Annotated in this window: 8 protein-coding genes and 1 tRNA gene; 4 read left to right on the forward strand and 5 right to left on the reverse strand. The window is 58.0% G+C overall.

The window, feature by feature from the left end:
• Nucleotides 1-202 precede the first annotated feature (202 nt).
• On the forward strand, nucleotides 203-406 hold the full coding sequence (locus ACTRWG_RS21530) for a hypothetical protein (RefSeq protein ID WP_027237199.1): 204 nt from the start codon (nucleotides 203-205) through the stop codon (nucleotides 404-406).
• 252 nt (nucleotides 407-658) lie between these two features.
• The gene (locus ACTRWG_RS21535) at nucleotides 659-4099 is read left to right on the forward strand and encodes a DUF927 domain-containing protein (protein ID WP_462829922.1); all 3441 of its coding nucleotides are present in this window, start codon (nucleotides 659-661) and stop codon (nucleotides 4097-4099) included.
• 390 nt (nucleotides 4100-4489) lie between these two features.
• Here ACTRWG_RS21535 and ACTRWG_RS21540 read toward each other — a convergent pair whose 3' ends face one another.
• Both ACTRWG_RS21540 and ACTRWG_RS21545 read right to left on the reverse strand, forming a co-directional pair.
• Nucleotides 4490-5368, reverse strand: a complete 879-nt coding sequence (locus ACTRWG_RS21540; protein WP_084299605.1) for a reverse transcriptase family protein — start codon at nucleotides 5366-5368, stop codon at nucleotides 4490-4492.
• Nucleotides 5355-5657 carry a helix-turn-helix transcriptional regulator gene (locus ACTRWG_RS21545; RefSeq protein WP_027237196.1) on the reverse strand — a complete coding sequence of 101 codons (303 nt, stop codon included), beginning with the start codon at nucleotides 5655-5657 and terminating at the stop codon, nucleotides 5355-5357. The genes ACTRWG_RS21540 and ACTRWG_RS21545 overlap by 14 nt, the downstream gene beginning before the upstream one ends.
• A 775-nt stretch (nucleotides 5658-6432) precedes the next feature.
• Here ACTRWG_RS21545 and ACTRWG_RS21550 point away from each other — a divergent pair.
• Nucleotides 6433-7104, forward strand: a complete 672-nt coding sequence (locus ACTRWG_RS21550; protein WP_027237195.1) for a recombinase family protein — start codon at nucleotides 6433-6435, stop codon at nucleotides 7102-7104.
• 608 nt (nucleotides 7105-7712) lie between these two features.
• On the opposite strand, the gene ACTRWG_RS21555 is transcribed toward ACTRWG_RS21550, so the two are convergent.
• The 3 genes from ACTRWG_RS21555 to ACTRWG_RS21565 all read right to left on the reverse strand — a co-directional run bounded on the left by ACTRWG_RS21555 (nucleotide 7713) and on the right by ACTRWG_RS21565 (nucleotide 11632).
• Nucleotides 7713-10592 carry a class I SAM-dependent DNA methyltransferase gene (locus tag ACTRWG_RS21555; RefSeq protein WP_462829923.1) on the reverse strand — a complete coding sequence of 960 codons (2880 nt, stop codon included), beginning with the start codon at nucleotides 10590-10592 and terminating at the stop codon, nucleotides 7713-7715.
• A 386-nt stretch (nucleotides 10593-10978) separates the two neighbouring features.
• Nucleotides 10979-11053: transfer RNA gene (locus ACTRWG_RS21560), tRNA-Val, on the reverse strand.
• 123 nt (nucleotides 11054-11176) lie between these two features.
• Nucleotides 11177-11632, reverse strand: coding sequence for an Lrp/AsnC family transcriptional regulator (locus tag ACTRWG_RS21565; RefSeq protein WP_027237193.1), 456 nt, complete (start codon nucleotides 11630-11632; stop codon nucleotides 11177-11179).
• Nucleotides 11633-11764: 132 nt separating this feature from the next.
• On the opposite strand from ACTRWG_RS21565, the gene ACTRWG_RS21570 reads away from it, so the two are divergent.
• Nucleotides 11765-12820 carry a Glu/Leu/Phe/Val family dehydrogenase gene (locus tag ACTRWG_RS21570; RefSeq protein WP_027237192.1) on the forward strand — a complete coding sequence of 352 codons (1056 nt, stop codon included), beginning with the start codon at nucleotides 11765-11767 and terminating at the stop codon, nucleotides 12818-12820.
• Nucleotides 12821-12856 lie beyond the last annotated feature (36 nt).

Raw genomic sequence — 12856 nt, forward strand, 5'->3', positions numbered from 1 at the left:
CACTCAGCAATTCGGCATTTCTTCCCAGCAACTCTGAACTTAGCGGCGGGAAGCTAAATTGGCAGATGTGCTATTTCCCGAAATGTCAGTTTCCGTGACAATCAAAGTCTCAAAAAATCACACAAAGTCAGTATGTTACATTTGACTGCCGTTCGAATTCTTACCAAGTTCGTCACATTCGAAACGAAACGGAGGAATGAAAATGGCAGAAGTTTTCCCGCTGGGGAGCCGTGAGGCTGAAGAGTTCATGCTCCTGACGGAGTTGGTCTGTACTGGTGCTGAAATCAGTGAAGCATCGCAGGGTCCGCTGTCAGTGCCCATGGTCAGGGAACTGAAGGAGCTACAGGCGCAGTTTGCTGCACACTTAGCGGACGCCGAGAGGTACGTACGCGGAATGGCACCATGAAGAAGTACGACCGCGCCTGCCTGACGAAGTGACAGCAGGTAAGCCAAGCGCAATTTGGCAAGCTCAGGATGAATTAGAACCGGTTTGCAATCTGTAAGGAAAGGGCCGCGTCAGCGGCCCAGTCAGAGACACACTGGGGCGGCAGGCTTGTCCTGTTTCTACTGCCGCCCGTCGCCCCACAGGATGGGGCCGAATGAACAGGTCTGAAGGAGAGAGAAAATGAAATGATTGACTGCGCAAGGAGAAATACGAATGGCAGGAAACACGGCGCAGGTATATGACCTGAGCGAAGAACTGTCCCGCGAACAGGCGCGCAACCGCGCGCCGTGGAACGTGGGGGAGACTTGGAACGACGCGTATATCCACGGCGAAGCATCCGAAGTATTCGACGCCCTTATGGGCTGTACCGCCCCCCTTATCGAAAAGGATTGGGGAAAGCGGTTCATGCCGACGCGGGGCTGGCGTCCGAAGGCAAAGACTTGGGGCGAATGGCTGGACGACTCCTTGACGTGGCACCGCGAAGACGACCGGAAGGACGGCGCGGGGTACGTGTTCGGGGCGAGCGCCAACGGCGAGCGCAAGGCAGAGAACATGCGCGGCATGGTTGCGATGGGCTTGGACATTGAACCGGAACAGCCACTTGCGGACGTCATTGCCCGGTGCGAAGCCTCCGGCCTCGCAATCGTCCTGTACACCTCTTACAACCACGAACGGACTACGGACTGCGAGGCCGTGGACAAGATTCTGGAGTATGGCGACGAAGTATCCACGGAAGCCGTCCGGGCGTACCTGCGCCACAAGGGGGCGTATTCCGAAGACTTCATTTCACAGTGCGAACTGACCGACCCCCGCGCCGATATTGACGGGAAGATTCAGGCCGTTTGGTCCTGCCCGCCCTTGCAGAAGATGCGCGCCGTCGCGCTCTTTGCGGAGCCGATTGACGTCACGACGCTGGACCCGAGTCCGAAGCGCGGTCAGGAGATTTGGGCGAACAAGGTCCGGGGGCTGGCCCGGATGCTGGGCGTGCGGATCGACCCCGTGGCGACTGACCCCAGCCGGATTCTGTACATCGCCAAGCACCGCCCCGGCGCTGACTGCTACTGCGCCGTTTTCCGGGGCCGTTCCGTCCAGTGGGATGAGATTCCGGAGGTCGCAAGGGGCGCTGACAATCCGTTTTCGCAGGCAGGAAGCGGCAAGGGTGGCACTACCATCCCGGACGTAACCACCAGCATCGGAATCGACGTGACCGCGTTGTATCGACGCTACGGCAAGCGGTGGATGCTGGCGGACATGCTGTCTGAATCCCACGTCGCGAAGGGTGTAGGCAGCGACCGCCTGCACGTCGAATGCCCGTTCTCCGACGAACACACCAGCGAAAGCGGCCTCACGTCCACGACCGTTTGGAATGCCGGGGAATACGCGGATCACGACTTTGCGTATGTACGTTGCCAGCACACGTGCAAGGACCGGTACCATACCGTGAACTACATCGCCCGGTGGATCGAAGACGGAGTCATTGATCCCGATTGGCTGGAAAGCGACTCCTTCATGATCGGCGCGCCTGACCAGCCGGGACCCTTTGAAGAACTGACCCCGGCAGAACTGGAAGAGGAACGAGTGGAAGCGGCTGAACAGGCGGCGGATTTTGAGGCTCAGGCGGCTGCGTTTACGATGGACGCCAACGAGTCGGACGTCGAATATTTCATCGGCGTAGCACACACTGCGGGCGTCACCGACAAGGCAATTCGGGGGCGGATCAATGCTTTCCTTGCGAAGCAGACCGCGCTCAAGCTGGATGACGTTCGGGGCATCTGGGATAGGCTGGACCGGGCCGAACGGGCTGACGCCCGCAGGCAGCTTGCCGAGGCCCGCCGCAAGTCTGCACCTGCGCCTTTCGTTCCGCTGGGAGAGGCCACCACCGCCACCGTTGAACGTGCCGCGCAGAACGCAGCGTGGCTGCCTGATTTCGTGACCTACAAGGCCGGGTGGTTCTATGCCCCGGACTTTGACAAGCCGGACGCAGGTCCCAAGCGCCTGTGCCGCGCTTTCGAGGTCCCGTTCGTCGCCTTCGGCGAAACCGAGGAAGGCCGCACGAATGAAATCACGATCCGGTATCGCCACCGGTCAGCGCAGCGGGGTATCGTGGAGTCGGTCTATTCCATCGGGGACGCCTTCCGGGATTCCGGTAGCCTTATTTCCCGTCTCGCTGATGACGGACTCGAAATTGACGCCGTGGCAAAGGTTCCGGTGATGGTGGCCCTGCTGAAGGCAGTGCAGACCGACAATGAAGCTGTATTGGTGCAGAAGCCGGGGTGGTTTGGAGACACCTATGTATCGCCCACGGGGAACGTGGTGAACGAAGGTGAGACCCGGTACATCCTTGATCCCAAGGCCCGCGTTAGCGGGAAGACGCGGGGCACGCTGGAAGACCATCACTTTTACGCGTCCACCGCCCTGACGGGCGTCAACGGCAGGTATTTCATGCCCGGTTATCTCTCTGGACTCGTGGGGATGGTGGTCGATTACATCGAAAATGATGTATCTGTTATCCTTGCGCATGAAGGCGACGGCGGGCGCGGCAAGTCGTCGGCAGGCAAGGCCGGTGCGGCGCACCATGCCTCACCGGATGCTACCGGTCTTTTCGACAAGGCAGATGCGACGCCTGCCTATGTCGAGACCAAGGCGGAACAGGCCAACGGCGCGGTGTACGTTCTGGACGAAGACGGCGCATCCAAGCTGGACGCGAACGAGAAGCAGCGGACGCTTATGCAGTGGGCGGAAGGTCAGGGACGCGGACGGGGCACGGCAGACGGCGGACGGCGGAGGACTCGGTCATGGCGTACCTGTTTCGTTACCTCTGCTGAGCGTGACATGTTGCGGGTGTTTGAGGCGGCGGGCGTTGATACGAAGACCGGCACCATTGCCCGGACGTTTTCCGTCAATTTCAGCAGCGCGGCGGAGCTTGCCCCGGACAGCGATGAACTGGCGGCGATCAAGGTCTTGTCCGGCGATGACCGGGAACGGGCGATTTTTGGAGTGACCGCACCGGTTTTTGCCGAAGCGCTGGCGAAGTTGGGGCGGGATGAGGTGCGGAGCCGCGTCCGTGGCATCATGGATGAATGGTCCGACCTTGCGCCGGGGTCTTCTGCCCGCCGGGTGGTCCGTGTCGCTGCTATCTTCGCGGTGACCGGAGAAATCGCACAGGACGCGGGATTGTTTTGTAATGTCCCCGTACGCGAATACATGCGCGCGCTTCTCGAAGACAATATGGACGTCCGCATGGGCCATCTGGACACCGACCGGCAGCAGGTGGAGGCGTTGCGTACCGCACTCCGCCGGGGCATCCAGACGGGCGACGTAGTGACCATGCATGAAGAACGCGAGTTCAACCGGCAGGAAATTCTCGGATATTACGGGCACCTGTCAGAGAACGGACGGCCCGACGATACCGCCCATAACAAGATGCAGGACCCGGAAGCAGAAATGCTGGCCCGTACTTATATCATCCCGGTCAACCGGTTGGGCAAGCTTGGCATCACGACCGACCCCAAGGCCCTCGCGGACCGCCTGAGGGGGGTGGACGCCCTTATCGAACGCAAGAAGGGTGACCGGATGCAGTGGTATCATGAATACGTACCCGGCGAAGGGCGTGAAAAGAACATCCGGGTTCCGGGAATGTTTGTACACGGATGACGGTAGAGGGGCGCGTTAGCGCCCCTTTTGTCCAACGGATGAAGGTAGAGGGGCGCGTTAGCCCCCCTTTTGTCCAACGGAAGGCTAGGCGGACAACGAAATGGACAAAAGAAAATCGTCTTTATTCAATTGGTTGATGTCTATTTGTCCATTTGTCCGCGTTGTCCAATAAATTTTGGATGGACCGACCCGGACAGAGACATACACCCCCGGCGGCGCAGTCAGGGGTATGTGTTTGGCGGGGGGACGGGACCCTATATATATTGGACAAATAGACAAATGGACAAATAGTGACAATCGGACCATAAAAATAAGGGGCTTGAAGAGGAAATCTATTTGTCCGTCATTTGTCCACGCCGCCGAACGTGGACAAATGGGCCCTGATAGCGCCTATCGCTTATTTCCTGCTTGGACCTGCTTGAACTGGGCTTTTCGCCCACGCAACTGGGCTTCGAGACGCTTCGCCTGTTCAGGGTTTTTAACCTTCCGAAGTTCGTCCAAAACAAGATGGATGCCTTGTCTCTGCCTGTTCGGTACGGTCACACCCGATGGCGTGAGAATGACCCCAGTTATTTCGGCGGGGCGTTCCCGCCGTGCCTTCTCCTTATGGGCGGCGTACCGATGCCCATGACGGTGGAGTGTCTTTTTTACTTCCCAGATCATGGACTCTGGCACAGTGTCGCCGGATACGGTCAAATCATCAGCGTAGACACTTAGCTTGCAGCCTGCGCCCCTAACGCATTTTTCAAGCTCTTCCCACATATCAAGGTATGCGAAGTAGGCAAGAATTGGGCTGCAGGGACTTCCTTGAGGAAGAACCCCCTCGTGCGTGACAATCTTGGCAAGGATAACTGCAACATCCGGTGAGCATTCCATGCGACGACGGAAAAACCAGATGACCTTGTTGATTGTGCAGCTTGGAAAGAAGTCCTCGATATCCAACAATCGGACCGACCGAGACCCAATGTGATGTGCCGCATTGTCTACATATGACCGCCCTGCCACAGGAGCGAAGAGGTAATCAGGTGGTGCGATCCGTCCCAACAGGTCCGAAATCCGAGCCTGTACAGATTTAAGAGGGGGGATAGGAGCGCTAATGTCGCGTGACCCACCCTTCTTTTTGGGTTTCTTAAAACGTATATAGCCTGTCTCAAGGTGAGACAGCTTCTTAAGCTTAGCAGGTGACACCTGCAAGAGTTTCGCCAACTTTGCCTTAGAGCTAAGGCGAAAAAATGGGCTGTCCCTCAACCCGTACTTACGATTCACCATTTGCGGTTTTAGCCTCGATGAACTGCAAAAACTGCAGGACCTTCCCCGCAATTGCAGACTTTGCTCTGGTCGCCTTCGATGGGTTGCCTAGGTTCTCGGAGAAGAACAGAATCGAAGAGGCGGGAATTCCAAACTCATCTGAGTACTTTTGAATTACATCCATGGATGGGGCTTTCTTGCCCTTCTCCAACTCCGATATGTAGGACTTTGATAGCCCAAGTCGTTCGGCGAGTTCTTGTTGCTTTATATCGTGATACACGCGGATAAGGCGGAGCGCTTCCGAAAGCATCGCTTTTCCTTTCTTGAACAGGGATACAATGGAAGCGACTTAGCTACCGGGATCACCCATCAGGGCATTCCACAGCCGCCAGAGGCGGTAAGCACACAACCCTATCCGGATTGCCCACTTAAGCAGGAACGGAGCGCGCAGCCATGAAGGCCATTTGCTCGTTCTTTTCAGTCGCTGTTGTCGTTCATTAGTCTTCAAGTCCATTTTCTGGTCTCCTTCTTACCCACTCGATTCAACGTGAACCGAGTGTCATCGCGAGCAAGAAGTGCGGACAACGACAACCAAACCAAGGTACCAAGAGACCCACGGGTCATCTGTGGGTCTCTGCTTCGCCGCGCCGTGTCCTCTGACGTCCCTGAGGGGGCCGGAGGCCGTGGGGCCGGTTAAGCGGTAGGAGGCAAGGCCTCCCGCGAGCCTTGCGGCTCAAGATGTGACGACTTTTCCTTCCACTATGACTAACTGAGATTTTAGATAGGTGAACCCCCGCGTGATTGCAAGAAAAAAGTTCGCCATTAGCGAACTTTTTTCGAGCGTTTCTAGATCTGGTGTTTTGTAACGTGACTGAAACTGCGTCAGCCGCCACGCGCCCCAACGTGAGCAACATTCAAAAATATGCAAGCAATGCTGACATATTATTAATCAACTGAAAGACTCAAATATTGCAGGCCCGAAACGCACCGTTTCCACATAAGTAATTGAAAAGACTCGCGAATCATGCTGGCGCATGCCATATAAAGATCACAACGAACGATGACTGCTTTTATGAAGGGCCAGCATGACCAAGAAATACGTGATTTACCGCCGCGTCTCGACCGCTTCACAAGGCGAGTCGGGCCTTGGTCTGGAAGCTCAGGACCGCGATATTGCGCTATTCTTGGACAACTACAGCGACACCCCCTTTGAGGTTCTGGGCACTTTCACGGACGTCCTGAGCGGCGCTGACGCGCACCGCCCCCAACTCGCCGCAGCCATCGAACTGGCAAAGAAGGAGCGCGCGGAGCTGCTGGTATCGAAGCTCGACCGACTGTCTCGGAAGGTCAGCCAAATTGCCGCACTGATGGACGATCAGGCCCTAAAAATAAGGGTTTCGAGCATGCCGAATGCCGACAAGTTCAGCCTGCATATCTACGCCGCCTTGGCCGAACAGGAACGCGACTTCATTAGCCTCAGAACCAAGCAAGCCCTCGCCGCAGCCAAGGCTAGAGGCGTGAAGCTGGGCGGCCTGCGCGACAAGACAATGAAGCGGAATGAGGCCGCGAAAGAAGCCGCTGACGCGGCTGCTGACCGTGTCGCCTCTATCGTCCTTCCCATGCGGGAATCCGGTGCGTCGTATCAGAAGATCGCCGATGCCTTGAACGCCGCTGGTGTGCCGACTCCAAGAGGTAAGAAATGGGCTTCTATGAGCGTCAAGAACGCCGCTGACAGGCTGTCCGCCCGCGCCGCCTGAGTAGGTCGCAGGCCGCGTCAGCGGCCCTCAGACGGCCTGATATTGGCTAAGGTGGCATAACAGGACAATACGGCGCGCCGCGCCTGCTGAACTTGTGTTTGGCGCACTAGCTGCCTCACCAGACGGGCAAAAACCGGTTACAAAATTGAAACCAAAGGCATGGGACCCGTCTGGGGAGTACGCCCATCGCTCAAAGGGGCGACGGGTGCTACCCACCGACCGCTATGCAACCGCGTCGAAGTGATGTTTAGCACATCCGTTGCTATCTGACCCTGATCCCGTTGCGCACCACCATTTTTCGCCCGGTATAAAACTCCGCACCGCAGGGGACCCAGCCGCGCAGTAAAGACCCCTCTTTCCATCACGATTCAGCCCTAGTAATTTTCGACAGAAATCAGAATTTTGTTGCACCCATCCTAGCCCAAAGCCCTTGGAGCAATAGGTCAATATTGACCTGTCCCGGCGCTCAGTTTTTTGAAGGGACCGACTTTTCTGTACAATGGGGTATCTCCACAGTCAGAGTTGCGCGATTTTTCTCTGTTCGGTCCCGCGAGACTGCGCGGCACTGATCGGTCTGGCACCCTGCCCGATCCGCGCAGCCGCTTTCATCATGCCTTGTCCTGCTCTGCCGCTCGCTCCTGATTGAGCCGGAAGAGGCGCGCCAGAATCTCATCGTCGGTCAGCTTGCCGTCGCGCCAGTCATCGCCCCAGCCGTAGGCCTCTGCCACGGCTTCATCCAGCTTCTTGTGGACATGGTCCAGCCACGCGGGGCGGGCGTTGTAAAGGTTGGTCAGGGTGCGCTTCTTGAGTTCCTTCGCGGCCTTGTCGTCTTTAGGTATCAACCGTTCAGGGTAGCCTTCGACAACCTCGGGAACCCTGTCCAAGAGGTCAGGCGGGTTCAGCCAGTTTTCACGCAGGCGGTCTAACTCTGCGGCGGCTTCGGCGATCTTCCCAGCGCAAGGGTCTTTGGCGTAGTCGAAAGCAGGAATGTTCGGGGTCAGGCCCACTGGAAAAGGGAAGGTCTCAAAGGTCGTGGAAGGGGTGTAGCGGGGCCGATCTTCGAGGGACGTGCCCATCCGTAGGGCCCAAAGTTCGTGGAAGCGGGAATGCAGAATGCCGAAGGTGACATCGTCGTCTCGGGCAACAACTATAACAAGGTTCTCAGGAACATAGCTTGCTTCCAGCCAAACAAATACACGGTGCTTCGCGACCATTGCCGTTCCAATATAGCGCGAATAGCGTCGCAGAGCATGGTACATCTCAGGGCGGTGACGTTCGTAAAGCCACCAGTGAACGCGATTTTTCTCCGTGCGACTTTCCTGTCGCCTGGGAAAAATCTCTTTCTTAGCGAACTCGAAGACCGCCTCATAGAGTGCCGCCTCCTCAACCTTGGTGCCCGGTCCGAAATCCACGATCCAGCGGTCTGTTCTACGGCGCACTAACTCAGTGCCGTTTACGGATCTCTTCAGCACGTCACTGTTAGGCTTTCCGTGCGGGTTCCCAACCTTTGCCAAAAGACCTCGCGCAACACTGCCTTCCAAATCGAATGGCCCTGACTTGGTTACTCCCATGAAAGAGAGGCGGCGGTTCTCCCCAAGCCTCGAAGCCGAGGTAAAGTCCAATTTTTCACTTGCCGTCAAATCTGAGTGAATCCGCGCAACACTTAGGGCGTCGAGAACCGCACCGTTTGACTCGGTAGCCTGCTTGGTATCGAAGCAAACCATGGAAACCCTCACCGCTGCTCCTTCGACGGTCCAGTCCTCGTCGGACCAAGCATTGAAGATGCGCCCGGCTTCCACGATGGGTTTCAGGACCTCTCGGTTCGCGCCGCCTCGGATAGAATTCGTCGAAACCAGTCCAGCACGTTTCAGTCGGCGCGATTGCATCATTTCCCATGCCTTGGCAAACCAGTAGGCCACGAGGTCCACGCCGCCGGGGACGCCTTTCCATGCCTTGCGCAGGTCTGTCGTGTATTTTTCGCCCAACACCGCGATCATACGCTTGTTCCCCAGGAACGGCGGGTTGCCGACTACAACATCCGCATCGGGCCAGTCGGCCATGGCCCCATCCGGGGCAAGTACGGCGTCCCGGTTCTCGATAGTATCCAGCGGACGCAGGATCGGGTTGCGCGCGGCGTCGAAGCCATTCCGACGCATCCACTGGATTTCCCCAACCCAGACAGACACTCGCGCTAGTTCGGCGGCGTAGGGGTTCAGTTCGATCCCCTTCACGCATTCCGGACCGATGGTCGGGAAACCACGCGGCAACCCCAAGGCCTCAGCCTCAAGGTTCGTACGGTGTTCAATGTCCTTTAGCGCCAAGAGGGACAGGTACAGAAAGTTCCCTGACCCACAGGCCGGGTCCAGCACGCGGAAGCCCCGCAGACGCTCCAGAAACGCCGCGTGAAGGCGTTCCGCCGCTTTCTCAGCCTTGGTCCGGGCAGCCCGTGACTTGGCGCTCTCCGCCTTCTTCAGTGCCGCTTCAATCCGGGCTTTTACCCCGCCCCATTCTATAAGCAGCGGCTCCACCACGACCGGGTTGACGATCTGCATGATCTTGTCACGGTCGGTATAGTGAGCGCCAAGCTGAGAGCGCTTGTCCGGGTCTAGCCCGCGCTCGAACAGAGTGCCCAAAATTGAAGGGTCGATTTCGGACCAATCCAGTTTCGCGGCGGCGAGCAGGTCCGCTACATCCTGTTGTTCAAGGTCCAACGCGTTGCCATCATCGAACAGCCCGCCATTGAACCATTCAACCTTTTCCAGACCAACCTTACCAATTTCCTTGGAGGCCATAGCGTTGAACAGCAGTTCAGCATTCTCGCGAAAGTCCTCCGGGACCTTAAGTGAATGTTCAAGAACGCGCTGGAACATCTTGTTCGGCAAAAGGTCCACGTCTTCTGCAAACATGCAGAAAACCAGACGGTTCACGAAATGAGCGACAGTCTGCGGGTCGTGTTTGCGGTTGCGCAGACGCTGCGCCAGCGAAGCGAACTTCTGCGCAGCTTCTTCGGTCAAGGCCTGCCGGGTCTTGGCTGGGCGCAGGCTCTCCGGATCAGTGAAGCAGGCACGAAGGAAGTCGCGCTTGCTGGCATCCAGAAGGTCCGGCGTGGTAATTTCGTGGACCTGCTGAACGGTGTTCGTCCAGTTCGTGTGAATACGGATGCGCGTCATGTCCGACACGATCAGAAGCGGCGGGTTTTCCAGCGCTATGGAGTATTGCAGAAGCTGGTCGAAGGCTTTGTCCAAATCCTTCTTCTTGCCCTTGTACTCCCATGCAAAACACCCTTTGCGCCAAACGTCCGCCCAGCCCTCCCCGCCTGATGATTTGGACGCACCGCGTTCGAATGTGAACCAGTCGCCCTTGGGGTCAGCACTGATGGGGTCTTCAATTCCGAGAAGTGCACAGAGGTCGTTGAAATGGGACTGGGAAGCGCTTCGCTCCTTCAGCTCCGAAGCTTCCCATTTTTTTATGAAGTCAGTGGCCTGCATTAAATCACCTGAGTTTTCTCAATGCATAGCACCTAGGCGGCAATAAGAACCAGCACAACTCAACCCTTGCGACATACAGTTTCGGCAGACGTCACCCCCCTATGGTTTCGCTTCAATAGATACAGCTCGGAGCACACACACCCTTCGAATGTGCGGATGCCTAAGGCCGCTTGCGCTCGTACGAATCCGAACCGGCTATGGAGGACACGAAAAATGAGTCGCAAGCCTGTGCTTCACAAGGCCAATTTCAGAGCGAATTCCGCTTCTGACTGGGCCGAAAAGTACAATGGCTAGCCCGGCAAGAGTACAATGGAAGCCGTTCTTAGTCGGTTGCCGACAACGCCTAAAGCAACTGAATTTAAACAGAATTTCACCAAGGAGGAAGGTGGTGGGTGATAAGAGATTTGAACTCCTGACATCTTCGATGTGAACGAAGCGCTCTACCACTGAGCTAATCACCCGTGAGGCAGGCTTTTACCCGTCCGATGCAGGCTCCGCAAGAGGGCCGGCAGAAGATTTTTGCCCTTCGCTTGCATTTTCTTCAGGCGCGGTTGCAGCTGCATGCAGACGGCGCCGTGAACCGGTCAGCAGGCAGGCAGCGCGTCGCGCTGAATCATTGTGCGCAGGGTAAAGCTAGACCGCGTGTTGCGGATGCCCGGCACCCGCATCAGCTTGTCCTCCAGGAAACGGTCGAAATCCGGCAGGTCCTCCGCCACCACCCGCAAAAGGATATCCCGCGTGCCGGTCATCAGGTAACACTCCATCACCTGATCAAAGCGGCGCACTGCGCTCTCAAACGCGCTCAGCGCTTCGGTGGACTGCTTGTCCAGCTCCACAGCCACAAAGATGGTGACCGGAAGCCCCAGTTTGGCCTGATCGACCCGGGCGGAATAACCGGAGATCACCCCGCTTTCCTCCAGGCTCGCGACCCGGCGGGCGCAGGGCGTGGGTGACAGCCCGACCATGCCGGACAGTTCCGAAATCTTCAGCCGGCCATTGCGCTGCAGCGCGGCGACAATCTTGCGGTCGATCGAATCCATGGAGGTTTCCCCTAAACGTGGCGCCCTATGTGGATGTTACCACCAAAACACCGGACTCCGGCACGGTTTTTTGGTGAAAACCGGCGCCGCGGCCCGGCTATTATCCGGATAGGTTTAGGAGGATCAATCCCAATGACAGTGACTGCCGTCGCATCCAGCAGCCATGAAGAAATTTTCCGCGTCGAGGAACCGTCTGTCGGCCTCCTCGGCTTTATCGCCGTGCATTCCACCCAGCTGGGCCCGGCAGCCGGGGGCCTGCGCATGCGCCCCTATGCCAGTGAAGACGAAGCGCTGACTGACGTCAAACGCCTCAGCGAAGGCATGACCTACAAGAACGCTGCGGCGGGGCTGACGCTGGGCGGCGGCAAAGCGGTGATCATCGGCGATCCGGCCAAGGACAAGACGCCGGACCTCCTGCGCGCCTTTGCCCGCGCCATCGAGGGTCTGGACGGACGCTACATCACCGCCGAGGACATGGGCATGAGCCCGGCGGACATGGCAATCCTGGCGGAAGAAACCCGCTTTGTGGCTGGCCTGGCAGATGGCGAGTTTGCCAGCGGCGACCCCTCGCCGATCACTGCGCGCGGGATTTTCAACGCGATCCGCACCACACGCGCCCACAAGCACGGCAGCCGCGATCTGTCCGGCGTCACCGTGTCGGTGCAGGGCCTGGGCCACGTCGGCTGGTACCTCTGCCAGTTCCTGCATGAGGCCGGCGCCAAGCTGGTTGTCACCGACATCGACGAATCCCGTGTGGAGCGGGCGATTGAAGAATTCGGCGCCAAGGCCGTGCCGCTGGCAGAGATCTACAGCGCCGAGGCAGACGTCTTTGCCCCCTGCGCCATCGGCGGCATCCTGAACGCCCGGACCATCCCGCAGCTGAAGGCGGACATCGTCGCAGGCGGCGCCAACAACCAGCTGGCAACGGCTGAGGACGGTGCAGCGCTGCACGCCCGCGGCATCCTTTATGCGCCCGATTTCGTTGCCAACGGCGGCGGCATCATCAACGTCGCGACCGAGATCCAGAAGATCAAGGACCGCGAGGGATTTGTCGCCGAGAAGCTGCAGGCGCTGGATGAAACCATGGCGGCGATCCTGACCCAGGCCAAGGCGGCGGATGTCAGCCCTGCGGAAATGGCCATTGCCACCGTGCAGGCCAAGATGGAGAAGGCCAGCAAGGCCGCCTGATCCGTCACTCTGATGCGGCAGCAGCAGGGCGCTCCC

Source organism: Leisingera sp. G5_S3_59_S7 (assembly GCF_054968485.1).

Bases quoted from the DNA above. Each gene is read 5' to 3' on its own strand.
- ACTRWG_RS21530 (WP_027237199.1), top strand. From the start codon at position 203: ATGGCAGAAGTTTTCCCGCTGGGGAGCCGTGAGGCTGAAGAGTTCATG.
- ACTRWG_RS21535 (WP_462829922.1), top strand. From the start codon at position 659: ATGGCAGGAAACACGGCGCAGGTATATGACCTGAGCGAAGAACTGTCC.
- ACTRWG_RS21540 (WP_084299605.1), bottom strand. From the start codon at position 5,368: ATGGTGAATCGTAAGTACGGGTTGAGGGACAGCCCATTTTTTCGCCTT.
- ACTRWG_RS21545 (WP_027237196.1), bottom strand. From the start codon at position 5,657: ATGCTTTCGGAAGCGCTCCGCCTTATCCGCGTGTATCACGATATAAAG.
- ACTRWG_RS21550 (WP_027237195.1), top strand. From the start codon at position 6,433: ATGACCAAGAAATACGTGATTTACCGCCGCGTCTCGACCGCTTCACAA.
- ACTRWG_RS21555 (WP_462829923.1), bottom strand. From the start codon at position 10,592: ATGCAGGCCACTGACTTCATAAAAAAATGGGAAGCTTCGGAGCTGAAG.
- ACTRWG_RS21565 (WP_027237193.1), bottom strand. From the start codon at position 11,632: ATGGATTCGATCGACCGCAAGATTGTCGCCGCGCTGCAGCGCAATGGC.
- ACTRWG_RS21570 (WP_027237192.1), top strand. From the start codon at position 11,765: ATGACAGTGACTGCCGTCGCATCCAGCAGCCATGAAGAAATTTTCCGC.